The organism is Enterobacter huaxiensis (assembly GCF_003594935.2).
In the GTDB taxonomy this organism is placed as follows: domain Bacteria; phylum Pseudomonadota; class Gammaproteobacteria; order Enterobacterales; family Enterobacteriaceae; genus Enterobacter; species Enterobacter huaxiensis.
Genome location: NZ_CP043342.1, coordinates 693,161 through 709,218 on the forward strand (window position 1 = coordinate 693,161; position 16,058 = coordinate 709,218).

Consider the following 16,058-nt stretch of genomic DNA (forward strand, 5'->3'; position numbering starts at 1 on the left):
TTTCTTACTGGCAGGGCAGTATTAACTGCATACTGTTTTCAAGGTGTAAAGGTAACGAGAAGCGACACTGCTGATGCTCACCCCACGTCACGCGGAATTGTTGTTCGGGCTCGACGGCCCCCAGCCAGACGTGGCCATCATCAGCGACCATCCCAATCTGGCGGCCATTATCCAGCAGGCTAACAGCCGCGCCGAGCGGCGGCGCGCCCGATGCGGTTCGCAAAATGCCAGCGATATCGTGACCTGCACGAGTGGCAATCTGACGATAACCAATGGCTCCCTCAGTCCAGGTCGAGGTGACGACGCGGGTATCCACATCCACGCCCTCAGGCAGGTTGTTCAGATTGATCTGCACGCTGGCGGGGGAGTAGCTGGAAAACGAGGGTAAAACACCAACGCCAAACCGGTTGGTTTCATCCCTTGATGCGTTAAGCGGAATATTTCCCACGCCGTCGGTACCGATCATTACCCGCGGTTCGTTGCCGTAACTGCGACGGTGCAGAGCCGCCCCTTTCGTCGTTGAGGTAAGGGATCCGTTCCAGCTGGCGCTGAGGGAGTTATATTCATCAGCTTTATAGCTGCCGGAGAGGTTAAGATCGCCGAAGGCAGAGTAATGTTGGTAGTTGCCGCTGACCTGCGCGCCCGCGTTCGACTTTTCGCTTTCCGTACCCGCGGATACGCCCCATGTGTTATCGCGATCTGACGTGTCATACCACGATACGTTCTGGGTTAGCGTGTCGCTGTTGTGCAGGTCGTAATTCAGACGATGATCGGGGTCGAGCGGTACGCTCAGTGAAAGATAAAACTGCGTATCGTCGTCTTCATCTTCATAATGCGTCTTGCTCCATGACAGGGTAACGCCCAGGTTTTTCCAGCGGCCCAGGTCAAAGTTGTAGCCTGCGGTGACGCTGCCCGTTGTGGAGGGCGAATCGTTCCACCAGGTTTGACGTAGCATGTTTACATAGAGATTGAGTGACAGTGCCGAAATGTACTGGCTTGCCGTGACGCTCAACGTCTGTTTTTCAGACTGACGATCGTTGTTGTCATCATCCAGAAAACGGGCGTAGCTCAGGAATTGTGGGTCCGAATAGCGATAGCTGGCGAGCGTAAGCTGGCTGCCGGTGGTATCGAAGCGTTTACTGTAGTTGAAGCGGTAGCTGTACCCCGTCTGGCTATTCTCGCCGGGGAGCCGGCTGGTCGCCTGAGTAACATCGAAAGAGAGTGCGCCGAGATATTCCATATTTTGCCCGATACCCGCGGCGATCGAACGGTAACGATCGCCGTCGGCGAGCGTACCGCCATAGAGCGAGGTTTGTGACAGCATGCCCCATGAAAATTCGCCGCTCATAAAGGCGGTGTCTTCAACGTCATGAGAGGCATCTTTGCGGGCTTTTCCCCCCGCGAGTTTGTAGCGAACCTGCCCCTTACGCGTTAAAAAGGGGACCGATTCTGCAGAGACCTGGAAGGTGCTGACGCGCCCGTCCTCCTCCGTAACGTTGACGTCCAGCGTGCCCTGCACAGACTGATTAAGATCCTGAATAACAAACGGTCCGGGTGGGACTTTGCTTTGATAAATGATGCGATCGGCAAGTCTGACCGTTACCGTGGCGTTGGTTTGTGCTATCCCGGTAATTTGTGGCGCGTAACCACGCAGCGACCACGGCAACATGCGTTCATCGCTCATCAGCGAGGCACCGGTATAGGTGAACGCATCAAAAATGGCGGACTGGAAGTCCGTTTCACCGAGGGTCAGTTTCGCGCCGAGTGAAGGCAGGGGGCGGAACATATAGACGCGTGAAAAACGCCCATCGCTTTCTGAGCCTGCGTCAGTATGGGTCTGCGTATACTGGTAATCGCTGCGCAACCGCCACGCGCCCATGTTTGCGCCCGCAGTGCCGTAAGTGTTGGCGTTGTCTGTGCTGCTGCCGTCATTTGGCTGGTAATGACTGGCAAAAAGATTGTAGTCCAGCAGGAGGCCGGGCACGCCATTATCCCACGTTGAGGGTGGCATCCAGTCTGCCGCTCGGTACTGTAACCACGCCTGGGGAATACTGACCTTCAGCGTCTGGCTGGCCTGTTCAAACATAAACGTGATATCCGGCCTGGACGCGAAATCAACGCACCCCTCTTTTTCAGGCAGGCTGGCGCGGATGGTGTCCTGTAGAGCAAAGGTATCGGCCAGTTCTGATGGAATACAGACCTGCACCTCATTATTTATTTCTCGCCAGCGAAGCTGCCAACCATTGGCAAGCGGTATATTATTAATTGAAACGGTAACAAAATAGTTACCGGGAATCACGGCCATGGGGTCTTTAAAAAGGGATAAGTCAACGCTATTGCGCTGATCTTTATCTATTGCATTAATATTGAATTCAGTTGCGGAGGCAACGTTCGTCATTAACAGGGACGTAATGATGATTATCCATTGTAATTTATATGTCATCGTCCTGTTACTCAAAAAGATATAGAATGCCGGCTGACAGGCAGTGCCAGCCGGTTTATTCCGTGAGGTGATGTGTTTATTTGTACATCAGAATATAGTTAGCGGTGGCTTCAACCTGGCCGGCAGTGGCTGTTTTGCCTGTTGGAACCTCCATCAGCGCTTTGAAGTGCAGCGTCTGGGTCGTGGAACCTGCAAGCAGTGCCACTTCATTTGCTTCACCCAGCGTAATGTTGGATTCAGCGTTATCCAGAAGGCGAACACCGACGTTTTGAGCACCGCTTGCATAGGTGTTGCTCATCAGGCTGGTGTCAGCCGCGTCGGTTGCCGCACTGGTGAAGGTGACATCTACTTTGGTAATGGGGGTATCTGTTTCATCGTCTGGATCGTCAAGCTGGCAGTTTTCCAGGTTAATATCCACTGCGACAGGCGTGGATTTCTTGTTCGCATTGATAACTGCCGTCGTGACTTCGCCAAGATCAACTTCTTTATCCACGCTGTCCGGTGCAATGTTGCATGGCGCGTCAATAACTACACCTTTGAATTTGATTTTGCCTGACCCCTGGTCGTCCGCAAAAGCTGAACCTGAAAGGATAGCCGCCGTCGCAACCGCTAACAGTACTTTTTTACCCATATACATGAAAGTATCCTTTTTCAAATGAATTCATACTTTGAATAATAATTAAAACATCAATTTAAAATTATACCTTTGAAACAAAAGGGGCGCGATTAATGTGGCTTAAAGCTCGTTTTAGTGAGTTTTAATTAATAAGGTGAGGTTATTGTATTTGCCAGGTTTTTGAATGGGTTTTAACGTTATTGGAAATAATTAAATTTATATTTGAGAGAACGTCACCAATAAAAAGCGTCTGGTTTCGATTTATGGAAGGGGTTAAGTGATAACTTTAAATCAGTAATGTCTTTTTCACGATTTTTCTGAGCTTATATACCTCTTTCAGAGAGCCTCCGCCTAAGGCGGAGGCGAAACCGTTAGCCAATACCGGCTGCTTGCAGGAGCACCAGGCTTAATCCCATCACCGACATTCCGCACAGCACGCCGTAGCTGGGGTTGTTGTTCGGGTCGATCTCTTTCGCCAGCGGCATCAGTTCATCAACGGAGAGTGCGACCATGATACCGGCTACCGCCGCCATAATGGCAGCCATCACGACCGGAGACACCAGGCTTCCGAGGATCAGCCAGGCCAGCACCCCGCCGAGTATTTCTGCCATTCCCGAAATTCCCGCCCAGAATACGGCGGTACGTTTTGAGCCCGTGGCGGCGTAAACCGGCCCGGCAACGGCCAGTCCTTCAGGAATATTGTGCAACGCCACCGCCAGGGCGATTCCCAGGCCCATTTCAAGATTACTGCTGGCCGTCACGTAGGTTGCGACACCTTCCGGGAAGTTGTGCAGGCTGATACCGAGGGTTAGCAGAATGGCCGTGCGCTTGATGTTGCGCGGTGCTGGCGTAGCGCTTTTTTGCATCAAATCCTGTGGATGGGCATGAGGCAGCATGCGGTCGAGCGCAAAGTAGCCCAGCAGGCCAAAGATAAACATGCCGTACCCGAGAACCGGAGACATGCCTTCGGTACCCAGCGCGGCAGGCAGCATCTCCATCAGCGAAATCAACAGCATGATCCCGGCAGCAAAACCCAGCGAAAAAGCCAATACACGATTAGACGGCTTTTGACCGATCACGCCGAGGATCGCACCGATAAAGGTCGCGGCGCCTGCGAGTATGGTCAGGATCAAAGGGACTGACATGCACTGCTCCTTATGATAATGATTCTCATTAATATTAATGATTCATTGACCGCAAAGCGAGGGGAGAAATCCTGCTTTACATATTCCTTACATTCAAATTTCCTGATGATGATCTTCACGCTTATCAGCGTTCATCCTGTCTGAATTACGCGTAATGTAGAACCATCAAAATGACACCTTCTGTAAGGATATCACCATGTCTTCATCTCGTATGCCAGCACTGTTTTTAGGCCACGGTAGCCCAATGAACGTTCTGGAAGATAACGTCTATACCCGCGCATGGCGTCATCTGGGCGAGACGTTGCCGCGTCCGAAGGCCATCGTGGTGGTGTCTGCGCACTGGTTCACCCGTGGGACCGGCGTGACGGCCATGGAAGCGCCAAAGACCATTCATGATTTTGGCGGCTTCCCGCAGGCGCTTTATGATACGCATTATCCGGCGCCTGGTTCACCCGGTCTGGCGCAACAGCTGGTGGATCTGCTGGCACCCGTTCCCGTCGCGCTGGATAAAGAAGCCTGGGGCTTTGACCACGGCTCGTGGGGCGTGCTGATCAAGATGTACCCTGATGCCGATATCCCTATGGTGCAGTTGAGCATCGACAGCACCAAACCGGCAGCCTGGCACATGGAGATGGGGCGTAAGCTGGCAACGCTGCGCGATGAAGGCATCATGCTGATTGCCAGCGGTAACGTGGTGCATAACCTGCGCACGGCGCGCTGGCACGGTGAAAATACGCCGTATCCCTGGGCGACGTCGTTTAACGACTACGTGAAAGACAATCTGACCTGGCAAGGCCCGACGGAGCAGCACCCGCTGGTGAACTATCTGGATCATGAAGGCGGTTCGCTCTCTAACCCAACGCCGGAGCATTTCCTGCCGCTGCTGTACGTGCTGGGGGCGTGGGATGGTCAGGAAAATATTACGATCCCGGTCGACGGGATTGAGATGGGAAGCCTGAGCATGCTGTCAGTGCAGGTGGGGTGAAAACAGGCCCGGTGGCGCTACGCTTACCGGGCCTGTAAAACCGTAGGCCGGGTCAGGCGAAGCCGCCACCCGGCAGATCTTACTCCACAAAAATATGCGGATAGAACCGTGACAGATCCTGAGTGATCAGCGCGCGATCTTCGCGAATACCAATCCCGGCAGGCCGATCGTTGATAAGCCAGCTGCCAATCAGCGTATAGCTGTCGCCAAACTTCGGCAGCTGATAGAACTCCTGGACGATCATCCCTTCTTCGCCGTACGGCCCTTCAACCGCTTCCAGCGTTTTACCGTTTTCGATAATAGAGACGTTCGCCCCTTCGCGGGAGAAGATCGGCTTCACGACGTACTTGTCCATTTGCGGGTAATCATCTTCCGCAAAATAAGACGCGAGCAGGTTCGGGTGGTTCGGGAACATTTCCCACAGCATCGGCAGCAGGGCCTTGTTGGAGATAATGCTCTTCCAGGCCGGCTCCAGCCAGCGCACGCCCGCGTCTTCCAGCTTGGTGGAGAACATCTCACGCAGCATGTATTCCCACGGGTAGAGCTTGAAGAGGTTGCTGATGACCTGGTCCTGGGTGTCGGTAAACTGACCTTTTTCGCCCAGTCCGATGTCCTCGATGTAGAGGAACTCTGTCGCCACTTCCGCTTCGGCCGCGCAATCCTGCAGATACTGAACCGTACCGCGGTCTTCTTCCGTGTCGCGGCAGCACGCAAGGTGCAGCAGGCTGAAACCGTGCTGTTCACGCAGCTCGGCGAAACGCTCAATCAGCTTTTCCTGCAGGCTGTTGAACTGGTCGCTGCCTTCCGGCAGGTTGCCTGCGCTGGCCTGGTCTTCCAGCCAGATCCACTGGAAGAAGGCGGCTTCGTACAGGGAGGTGGGCGTATCGGCGTTGTTTTCCAGAAGCTTAGGTTCACCCACGCCATCCCACGCCAGATCGAGACGAGAGTAGAGTGAAGGCTGGTTGGTTTTCCACGACTGGCGCACGAAATTCCACGTGTGCTTAGGAATGCGGAATTTGGTCATCAGCGCGTCGCTCTCGATAACCTTCTCAACAACCTTCAGGCACATCTGATGCAGCTCGGCGGTGACATCTTCCAGCTTTTCAACCTGGGCGAGGGTGAGCCTGTAATAGGCATCTTCACACCAGTACGGTTCGCCGTACATGGTGTGGAAGTTAAAACCGTATTCCGTCGCTTTTTCGCGCCAGTCCGGGCGCTCAACAATACTGACTCGTTCCATGATCAGCCGCCCATTGAGCGAGTTGAGGAGCCGGTCGCGCTACGCTGCATGGTGGATTGCTTCGCTACAGATTCGCCAAACCCGCCGCGGGTGACCGTGCTGGTGGTCGCCGGCTTCGGTGCCATCGCTGTTTTAGGGACGGTCGTGGTACGGCCAGGCGTTGCCGCACCGTAGTTTTTACCGCTGGCGTCGGTATATTTACCGTATGCCGGGCTGTTTGGGTTTTTGGAGCTAAACAGCGGCTGCTGCTGATAGCCCGCGCCGCCGCTCATCATACGGCCCATCATGTAGCCCGCCATCAGCGGCATCCAGAAGCTGCCGCTGGATTGCGCCTGTGCCTGGTTTTCCGGCGCCATCCCTGCCTGAGCAGGCGCCTGCTGGCACTGGCCTTCGCCGAATTCCGCAACGCAATCTTCACGTGACGCGTATTTCGGTGCGGTACGCTCCGCTTCTTTCAGGGCGCTGTTATACGCGGTTGTACATTCTGCGGCTTTGCCGGTGGCAGCCGAGCAATCGTCCGCGTTTTGATACATCGAGACCGTTTCGTCGCTCTGCTCACAGCCTGCCAGCATAAAAACAGCCGTGATCGCAAAGGCGACAGGAGTGAGGTGGCGCGCGTTCCAGCTTTTGCGGAACGAGGCGTGATTAATCGTTTTTGTCCGTTTCATCTTTGTCTTCCTGGACCCAGTGGTTATAACGCTCAGGATAGAGGATGAGTGGTTGAAAATGAAGCGAAGAGGGGGATTAAGGGGGATCTTTACGTTGGCTTACGTTTGGATGTGATAGGGGTTCCCTCTCCCGTAGGAGAGGGAGGGTAATGCTTAGTTGCGGAACGGATTGTTACCGCTGCTGGCAGGTGCGGTTGTACGTGCCGTAGCAGGCTGTGCTGCTGGGACGCTGTTTTCACCGTTATAGTTATCAACGGCTGCGGCCTGCTGTGGGTTCTCCGGTGCAACGCTGTCTGGCGAGGTCGGAACCGGTTTGCCCAGCGTACTGTTCAGCATCTGCAGGTCCTGTTCGTTCAGCGTACCCAGGGCTTGCTTGATGTTCAGCTGGTTGATCAGGTACTGGTAGCGCGCGCTGGAGAGCTGCTGTTTCGCGTTATAGAGCGTGGTGGTCGCGTCCAGAACGTCAACGATGGTACGCGTACCCACGGAGTAGCCCGCTTCGTTCGCGTCCAGAGAACTCTGCGCAGAGACAACGGCCTGTTTATACGCGTTGATGCTGCTGATAGACGCGTTCACGTTGTTGAAGGACGAACGGACGGTCTGCACCACGTTGCGGTGTGCGCTTTCCAGCTGCTCGCTTGCACCAACAAAGTTGTACTGTGCCTGTTTCACCTGAGAGTTGACCATGCCACCCTGGTACAGCGGCAGGGAGAAGCTCAGGCCCACTTTATTTTGGCCCTGGTTGCTATCGTCATACTGGGCGGAATTTGTTTTAGAACCGCTGTAAGTTGTATCCGATACGCCGGTAGACGCGCTCAGGCTCAGGGTTGGCAGATGGCCATCCTGCGCCTGACGGATTTGCTCGCGGGCCAGGTCCTGGCTCAGACGTGCCTGCAGCAAGGCCAGGTTACGGTTTTCCGCTTCTTTCAGCAGAGAGTTAACCGCCTGCGGCTTGTCGGTTTTAAAGCTGTCCACGTTCAGGGAAGCCAGCTCAGGATAATAGTTGCCGGTGACCTGACGCAGCGATTCCAGCGCGTTATCAAGGTTGTTACGCGCGGTCACTTCGTTGGCCAGCACGGTATCGTACTGTGAACGGGCGTTCTGCACGTCAGTGATCGCGACCAGTCCGACGTTGAAACGCTGGGTGGTTTGATCTAACTGACGGTATACCGCCTGTTTCTGCGCTTCGGTGTAGGAGAGCGCGTCAATCGCGCTCAGCACGTTAAAGTACGCGGTGGCGGTGTTCAGGATCAGGGTTTGCTGATCGGTCTGATAGGTGACATCCTGAATGCCCGCGCTCTTTTCCTGCAGGGTCAACGCACGCCATTTGGACATATCAAACAGAGTCTGCGTTAACTGCAGTGAGGCGCTGGTGGCATTGGAGTTAACGCCGTTAGCGTCGCGAAAACCGTTGCTGTAGGTATAATCTGCACCTAAGCCCAGCTGCGGCAGCAGTGGACTACGTGCTTCATTAATCTTTTCAAACGCAGCATCACGATCGGCCGCTGATTTACGTAAATCAGGGTTGCCCAGACGTGCCTGCTGGTAGACCTGTAACAGGTTCTCTGCCTGGCTCATTGCACTGAAGCCCGTCAGGCTCAGGCCGATAAGGATGGGGAGCAATTTCTTCATTTGCATTCCTTGTTGTGAAGCAGTATTAGCGCTGATCTAATTAAAAATAATTGCCGATTCTAACAGAATCATCCACACCAAAAGGTTGGCGTTACGTGCCATCTGGCGGTAATTTGCACCAATCTACCATATAGCCTTACTTACGGCAGCTAAACAGCCTTGAAATTCACAATTTCATCACCATTGCTACCAGGACTCGACTCATGCAGAAAACAGATACCTTGCCAGTGACATTCGCCAAAAACGATGTAGAAATTATTGCACGAGAAACGCTATATAGCGGTTTTTTTTCAATGGATCTTTACCGTTTCCGGCATCGCCTGTTTAACGGTGAAATGAGCGGTGAAGTTAAACGCGAAATTTTTGAGCGCGGGCACGCTGCAGTCTTGCTACCCTTTGACCCAGTGCGCGATGAAGTTGTGCTGGTTGAGCAGGTTCGGATTGCCGCCTATGACACCAGCGAAACCCCGTGGCTGCTGGAGATGGTGGCCGGGATGATTGAAGAGGGTGAATCGGTCGAAGACGTTGCTCGCCGCGAGGCGCTGGAAGAGGCGGGTCTGGTGGTAGGCCGCACGAAACCGGTACTGAGCTACCTGGCAAGCCCGGGTGGCACAAGTGAACGCTCATCTATTATGGTGGGCGAAGTGGACGCCACGACGGCGGAAGGGATCCACGGTCTGGCAGATGAAAACGAAGATATTCGGGTTCATGTGGTGAGTCGGGAGCAGGCTTACCAGTGGGTAGAAGAGGGGAAAATCGACAACGCAGCGTCTGTCATCGCCCTGCAATGGCTACAACTGCATTATCAGACATTACGAAACGAGTGGACAAAATGAAGCGTTATACACCTGACTTCCCAGAAATGATGCGCCTGTGCGAAACCAATTTCGCACAGCTGCGCCGCCTGCTGCCGCGAAACGATGCACCCGGCGAAACGGTAAGCTATCAGGTGAGCAACGCGCAGTATCGTTTAACGATCGCAGAATCAACGCGTTACACTACGCTGGTGGAAATTGAGCAAACGGCGCCCAGCATTAGCTACTGGAGCCTGCCGTCGATGACGGTGCGTCTCTACCACGACGCGATGGTCGCTGAAGTGTGTTCAAGTCAGCAGATCTTTCGCTTCAAAGCACGGTATGATTACCCTAATAAAAAGTTGCATCAACGCGACGAAAAGCATCAAATTAACCAGTTTTTAGCTGACTGGCTAAGATATTGTTTAGCACATGGAGCAATGGCGATTCCGGTTTGTTAGCGTCATAAACCTACCTAAGGACACCATTTGGAAAGCCTGTTGAACCTGACTGTTGCTGGTGGGGCGCCAGTCAGGATATTGCAAATCACCGATACCCACCTGTTTGCCGAAAAGCATGAAACCCTGCTGGGCGTGAACACCTGGGAGAGCTATCAGGCGGTACTTAGCGCGATCCATGCCGAAAATCGTGCCTGCGATCTGATCGTCGCAACGGGCGATCTGGCGCAGGATCAATCCTCCGCAGCCTATCAGCATTTTGCTGAAGGTATCGCGAGCTTCAGCGTGCCGTGCGTCTGGCTACCGGGCAATCACGACTTCCAGCCTGCCATGTACAGCTCTCTCCAGGAGGCGGGTATTTCGCCAGCCAAGTGCGTGTTTGTGGGGGACCATTGGCAAATCCTGCTGCTCGACAGCCAGGTATTTGGCGTTCCGCACGGTGAACTGAGCGAGTTTCAGCTCGACTGGCTGGAGACAAAACTGGCCGCCGAGCCGGAGCGAAACACGCTGCTGTTGCTTCATCATCACCCGCTACCGGCGGGATGTAGCTGGCTCGATCAACACAGCCTGCGCAACTCTGCGGCGCTGGACAGGGTGCTGGTGAATTTCCCTCGGGTGAAAAACCTGCTGTGTGGTCACATTCATCAGGAGCAAGATCTTGACTGGAACGGCCGTCGGATGCTCGCCACCCCGTCTACCTGCGTGCAGTTTAAGCCGCACTGCGCCAACTTTACCCTGGACACCATCGCACCAGGCTGGCGCTGGCTGGAACTGCATGCCGATGGCACGCTGACGACAGAAGTGTGCCGGTTGTCAGGTGCTAAATTCCGTCCTGATACCGCTTCAGAAGGTTATTGATGTCTACGCTCCTCTATCTTCACGGGTTCAACAGCTCGCCGCGCTCCGCGAAAGCGACGCAGTTTCGCCACTGGCTGAGCGAGCGTCATCCGGACGTTGAGATGATCGTCCCACAGCTACCGCCTTACCCGGCGGATGCCGCGGAGATGCTGGAATCCATTGTCCTTGAACACGGCGGCGAATCCTTCGGTGTGGTCGGCTCCTCGCTGGGCGGGTACTACGCCACCTGGCTGTCACAATGCTTTATGCTGCCCGCCGTTGTGGTTAACCCGGCGGTACGTCCGTTTGAGCTGTTAAGGGACTTTCTCGGGCAAAACGAGAACCCCTACACCGGACAGCAATATGTGCTAGAGTCACGCCATATTTACGATCTCAAAGTTATGCAGGTAGACCCGCTTGAAGCGCCCGATCTTATCTGGCTGCTGCAGCAAACGGGTGATGAAGTGCTGGATTACCGCCAGGCAGTGGCGTATTACGCATCCTGCCGCCAGACTGTAGAAGAGGGCGGAAACCATGCTTTCACGGGCTTTGAGGATCATTTCACCCAGATTGTCGATTTTCTTGGACTGCACAGCCACTGACAATCAATGCGAATTGCTAGTTTAAATCATGACGCAAACCTATAACGCTGATGCCATTGAGGTACTCACCGGGCTTGAGCCGGTTCGCCGCCGCCCGGGGATGTACACCGATACGACGCGCCCAAACCACCTGGGCCAGGAAGTTATTGATAACAGTGTGGACGAAGCGCTGGCAGGCCATGCCAAACGCGTTGATGTCATCCTGCACGCCGATCAGTCGCTGGAAGTCATCGACGACGGGCGCGGGATGCCGGTGGATATTCACCCTGAAGAGGGCGTGCCCGCCGTTGAGCTGATCCTCTGCCGTCTGCATGCGGGCGGTAAGTTCTCCAACAAAAATTACCAGTTCTCCGGTGGCCTGCACGGCGTGGGTATTTCCGTGGTGAACGCCCTGTCTAAACGCGTGGAAGTGAACGTTCGCCGTGACGGCCAGGTTTACAACATCGCGTTTGAAAACGGCGATAAAGTGCAGGATCTGCAGGTTGTCTGCACGTGCGGCAAACGCAACACCGGTACCAGCGTCCACTTCTGGCCTGACGAAAGCTTCTTCGACAGCCCGCGTTTTTCTGTTTCTCGCCTGTCTCACCTGCTGAAAGCCAAAGCGGTGCTGTGCCCTGGCGTTGAAATCACCTTTACCGATCACGTTAACAATACCGCACAAACCTGGTGCTACGCCGATGGTCTGAACGACTACCTGTGCGAAGCGGTAAACGGCCTGCCGACGCTGCCGGAAAAACCGTTTGTCGGTAACTTTAGCGGCGACACCGAAGCGGTGGACTGGGCGCTGCTGTGGCTGCCGGAAGGCGGCGAGCTGCTGACGGAAAGTTACGTTAACCTGATCCCAACCATGCTCGGCGGGACGCACGTCAACGGCCTGCGTCAGGGGCTGCTGGACGCGATGCGCGAGTTCTGCGAATACCGCAATATTCTGCCGCGCGGCGTGAAGCTGTCGGCGGAAGATATCTGGGATCGCTGCGCCTACGTCCTCTCCGTGAAGATGCAGGATCCGCAGTTTGCCGGGCAGACCAAAGAGCGCCTGTCGTCGCGCCAGTGCGCGGCGTTCGTCTCCGGCGTGGTGAAAGACGCGTTTACCCTGTGGCTGAACCAGAACGTTCAGGCGGCAGAGATGCTGGCTGAAATGGCCATCTCCAGCGCCCAGCGCCGTCTGCGCGCCGCGAAGAAAGTGGTGCGTAAAAAGCTGACCAGCGGTCCCGCGCTGCCGGGCAAGCTGGCGGACTGTACCGCACAGGATCTCAACCGTACCGAGCTGTTCCTCGTGGAAGGGGACTCGGCGGGCGGGTCGGCCAAGCAGGCGCGAGACCGTGAATATCAGGCGATCATGCCGCTCAAGGGTAAGATCCTGAACACCTGGGAGGTCTCTTCTGATGAGGTGCTGGCCTCGCAGGAAGTCCACGATATCTCGGTAGCGATCGGCATCGATCCGGACAGCGACGATCTGAGCCAGCTGCGCTACGGCAAAATCTGTATCCTCGCGGATGCGGACTCCGATGGTCTGCACATCGCCACGCTGCTGTGCGCGCTGTTTGTGAAGCACTTTAAAACGCTGGTGAAAAACGGCCACGTTCACGTGGCGCTGCCGCCGCTGTACCGTATCGACCTCGGCAAAGAGGTTTACTACGCGCTGACGGAAGAAGAGAAGGCGGGCGTGCTGGAACAGCTGAAGCGCAAGAAGGGCAAACCGAACGTGCAGCGCTTTAAAGGGCTGGGCGAGATGAACCCGATGCAGCTGCGTGAAACCACGCTGGATCCGAACACGCGCCGTCTGGTGCAGCTGACGATCAGCGACGAAGACGAACAGCAAACCAACGCCATGATGGATATGCTGCTGGCCAAGAAGCGTTCGGAAGACCGACGCAACTGGCTGCAGGAGAAAGGCGATATGGCGGATATTGAAGCCTGATGCGCTGACCCTCAGCCTCTGGAGAGGCTGAGGGATTGGAGCACCAAACCACGATCGCATTACCGAACCTCTGTTTTTTCCGGTTTCAAAAATCGTAAATTCACAATAGCGCCGTCGGTGGGGACGGTTTCCAGCTCATTCACATCCATCGCTATTCCTTCGGGCAGGCTGAAGCTGTCAACCGTAATGCGGTTTACCCGCCACGGCGTAAGGTAACTGACCATGAGATCGCCTTTTGCGTTAGTGGTTGAGCCGAATTGATTATAAAACCCAATCCCTGCCGAACCGGGCACCTGAACCAGTGCCGCAGTACTCCCGAGCGTTTGCCCAAAGGCAACCCCCTCCTGGTATAACAGCACGCTGCCGCTGACGTCGCCATGATAGTCGCGCTGCGTGCCGCTGCGGGTCATGCTGACGTTCATTTCGCCGCTGTTGTACTGATAGCCAACACTGCTTTTCAGCGCATCGTTCCCGTGTTCGCTATGCTCCGCCGTCACGTCATAGCGCAGGCTGTAATCATCCAGCGCCGAGCCGCTGACGTTGATTCCATGCGTGTTCTTATCCCGGCTGGCGAGATCGGAAACCAACGCAACGTTGGTAAAGTGGCTGCCAACGCTAAACGGTATGCTGATGTTAATACCCAGCGTCGATTCCGGCGCGTAGTCGGCGTAACGATCGTAGCTTCCGTACAGCGATAGATCGACTTCCTGCCAGCTGGCGTCAAGACTCAGCGTGAGGCTATTGCTGCCGGCCTCGCGGCTGCGGGATTTCAGCCAGCGCCAGGAAAGGCTGAGGCTCGAGTTTTCGTCAAAGTTTTGCGTCAGCTCGACCAGGCCTTCACGCGTTCGCTGGGTGGTGTCATCATCCCAGCCCCAGGCCAGCATCGAGGCGCGGTTTAACCGCTCCTCGAGCGAACGATACTGGCTGCCGCGTGGATACCATTGAAGCTGGGCATTAAGGCTGGTTTCCGTTTGAATAAAGGTTTTTGCATAGCGCAGACGTCCAGCGCTGCCGCTGAACATTTTTCCCTGCTGACGGTAACGGGCGCTGCGCACGTCGGCAGACAGAGCGCCCCATTTCCCCATATTGCCGCCCACGCCAGCAACATGACTCGCGTAATTCTCACCCTGCTGTACGCCGCCAAAGACAGTGGTATGCGGTGCAACGCCCCAGGAGAGCGTGCTCTGCCAGAAACGGTCTTTATCCAGATCCACGCTGTGATAGGGTTTATAGCGTCCGGCAACCAGCTCGTAGCTGAACATTTTATGCTGCACCAGATTCGGCATAATCGAGTACGGAATCGAACGCGTGCGCTCGCTGCCGTCGCTTTCCTGGATCGTCAGCTCAAGATTGCCCTGCGAATCGGGCGGGTAGAAATCACGGATCACAAACGGCCCCGGCGGGACGTGGATGCGGTAGACCCGCTCGCCGTTCTGACGGAGGGTGATTTCCGCTTCGCTGCGCGCATAGCCGTTAATCAGCGGTGAATAGGGCCGCCAGCTGTCCGGGAACATCGCCTCATCGCTGGCGAGCGAAATACCACGGTAGGACATGCTGTCGAACAGGTTCGATGAGGTATAGCCATCGCCAATGTTAAGGCGCGATCGCATAGACGTAATGCTGCGCCATACGGAGGCGGAGTTACTGTAGGAGCCGTACTGCCTGTCGGCTTCTCGCCAGAATGTATTCTGGTAGCGCACGCGCCAGGGGCCGACGTTCAGGCCGTTCTCAAGCACCAGCGTTGCGTCAGTGCCCGGCGTATCCCAACGGTAGCGCGCACGTTGATTATTGACGTCCAGACGGTAGTTCACGAACAGAGCGTTCATCCCATCATCCCAACGGCTGGTGCTGATTCCGTTTTGCTGAGGGTTGAAGGCCTCTTCTGGAAATAATAGCGTGAGCAGGTTGGCATCCGGGCGATACCAGAACTGAAGATCGAAGCGGGTGGCAGAGTCGGAGGTTAAACACGCGCTGGCGTCCCAGTGAAGCTTATCAAGAACGAAGGTTTTTACGCCCCACTCTTCAAGAAGAGGACGCGTCAGGCAGGGTCTATCGGCATGAATATCAAGAAATATTGAGCCTTTATAGGCGTTGTTCAGAATAACCCATGTTTTTTCTTGAGCAGACGCAGCACTTGCCGTAAGTAACAGCGCCATGACTCGGATAACAGGGTGGATCCACATCTTTGCGTCAACATCGTGGGCAGCTTTGGCTACCCACGATTAGGCCCGCTATCGCTTACTTCTTCAGAGCCGCCAGCTCGGCGCGAGCCTGGCTCAGTTCCTGCTGGATTTCACGCAGATCCGCCTGTTTTTCTGCCAGTTTTTTCTGATACTTGGCGATCTTCTTAGCATCACCCTTTGCTTTAGCTTCTGCCAGATCGGCCTGAACTTCAGCAACGTCGCCACGTTTTTCAGCCAGTTTCTTCTCCAGCTTGCTCACGTCTTTCTGAGCATCAGCCAGCACGCTTGCGTTGGTACAGTGTGCTTTGACTTCTGCCAGAGCTTTTTTCAGGCCGTCCACTTTGTAAGTATTGCCATACTGCTGGGCAATCTTAATCTCTTTTTCCAGCGCGGCGCTTTTGGCTGCACAGGTCTCAGCGGCGTGTGCAGAAGCTGAAGCAAACATCCCTACGGCAGCAACGACGGTTAATACGGACACTAATTTCTTCATAGTCTTTCTCCTTTGTTGATGTATTGCCTGAGCTGATGCTCCGA

At 55.1% G+C, this 16,058-nt stretch carries 14 protein-coding genes; 6 read left to right on the top strand and 8 right to left on the bottom strand.

The genetic code is table 11. The features are described from left to right. Positions 1-4 precede the first annotated feature (4 nt). The 3 genes from D5067_RS03395 to zupT all read right to left on the bottom strand — a co-directional run bounded on the left by D5067_RS03395 (position 5) and on the right by zupT (position 4,204). Positions 5-2,443 carry a fimbria/pilus outer membrane usher protein gene (locus tag D5067_RS03395; protein WP_119936952.1) on the bottom strand — a complete coding sequence of 813 codons (2,439 nt, stop codon included), beginning with the start codon at positions 2,441-2,443 and terminating at the stop codon, positions 5-7. 76 nt (positions 2,444-2,519) lie between these two features. After that, positions 2,520-3,080 (bottom strand): fimbrial protein, encoded by a 561-nt coding sequence (locus D5067_RS03400; RefSeq protein WP_119936953.1) that lies wholly within the window; start codon positions 3,078-3,080, stop codon positions 2,520-2,522. 350 nt (positions 3,081-3,430) lie between these two features. Beyond that, positions 3,431-4,204, bottom strand: a complete 774-nt coding sequence (gene zupT / locus D5067_RS03405; protein ID WP_119936954.1) for a zinc transporter ZupT — start codon at positions 4,202-4,204, stop codon at positions 3,431-3,433. A gap of 196 nt (positions 4,205-4,400) precedes the next feature. On the opposite strand from zupT, the gene ygiD reads away from it, so the two are divergent. Continuing rightward, entirely contained in the window at positions 4,401-5,189 is a 789-nt protein-coding gene (gene ygiD / locus D5067_RS03410; protein ID WP_119936955.1) for a 4,5-DOPA-extradiol-dioxygenase, read from the top strand. 79 nt (positions 5,190-5,268) lie between these two features. Here the strand turns inward: ygiD and D5067_RS03415 are convergent, their stop codons facing one another. The 3 genes from D5067_RS03415 to tolC form a co-directional block, all read right to left on the bottom strand. Next, positions 5,269-6,429, bottom strand: a complete 1,161-nt coding sequence (locus D5067_RS03415) for a glutathionylspermidine synthase family protein (protein ID WP_119936956.1) — start codon at positions 6,427-6,429, stop codon at positions 5,269-5,271. 2 nt (positions 6,430-6,431) lie between these two features. Next, positions 6,432-7,097 (bottom strand): DUF1190 family protein, encoded by a 666-nt coding sequence (locus tag D5067_RS03420; protein WP_119936957.1) that lies wholly within the window; start codon positions 7,095-7,097, stop codon positions 6,432-6,434. 153 nt (positions 7,098-7,250) lie between these two features. Further along, positions 7,251-8,729 (bottom strand): outer membrane channel protein TolC, encoded by a 1,479-nt coding sequence (gene tolC, locus D5067_RS03425; RefSeq protein WP_119936958.1) that lies wholly within the window; start codon positions 8,727-8,729, stop codon positions 7,251-7,253. A gap of 203 nt (positions 8,730-8,932) precedes the next feature. Between tolC and nudF the strand changes: the two genes are divergently transcribed. Genes nudF through parE form a run of 5 tightly spaced genes read left to right on the top strand, consistent with a single transcriptional unit; the run spans position 8,933 to position 13,341 of the window. Next, complete coding sequence (gene nudF, locus D5067_RS03430) at positions 8,933-9,565, top strand: ADP-ribose diphosphatase (protein WP_119936959.1); 633 nt, start codon at positions 8,933-8,935, stop codon at positions 9,563-9,565. Next, positions 9,562-9,984, top strand: coding sequence for a DUF1249 family protein (locus D5067_RS03435; RefSeq protein ID WP_045330081.1), 423 nt, complete (start codon positions 9,562-9,564; stop codon positions 9,982-9,984). The genes nudF and D5067_RS03435 overlap by 4 nt, the downstream gene beginning before the upstream one ends. Positions 9,985-10,011: 27 nt before the next feature. Then, positions 10,012-10,839: a 3',5'-cyclic-AMP phosphodiesterase gene (gene cpdA / locus D5067_RS03440; protein WP_119936960.1), complete on the top strand. Its 828-nt coding sequence runs from the start codon at positions 10,012-10,014 to the stop codon at positions 10,837-10,839. Next, positions 10,839-11,420, top strand: a complete 582-nt coding sequence (gene yqiA, locus D5067_RS03445) for an esterase YqiA (RefSeq protein ID WP_119936961.1) — start codon at positions 10,839-10,841, stop codon at positions 11,418-11,420. Before cpdA ends, yqiA begins: the two co-directional genes overlap by 1 nt. A 28-nt stretch (positions 11,421-11,448) precedes the next feature. Further along, positions 11,449-13,341 carry a DNA topoisomerase IV subunit B gene (parE, locus tag D5067_RS03450; protein WP_119936962.1) on the top strand — a complete coding sequence of 631 codons (1,893 nt, stop codon included), beginning with the start codon at positions 11,449-11,451 and terminating at the stop codon, positions 13,339-13,341. Between the two features lie 59 nt (positions 13,342-13,400). Here the strand turns inward: parE and D5067_RS03455 are convergent, their stop codons facing one another. Beyond that, positions 13,401-15,497, bottom strand: coding sequence for a fimbria/pilus outer membrane usher protein (locus D5067_RS03455; RefSeq protein WP_235843294.1), 2,097 nt, complete (start codon positions 15,495-15,497; stop codon positions 13,401-13,403). Between the two features lie 82 nt (positions 15,498-15,579). Then, positions 15,580-16,014: a DUF1090 domain-containing protein gene (locus tag D5067_RS03460; RefSeq protein WP_119936964.1), complete on the bottom strand. Its 435-nt coding sequence runs from the start codon at positions 16,012-16,014 to the stop codon at positions 15,580-15,582. Positions 16,015-16,058 lie beyond the last annotated feature (44 nt).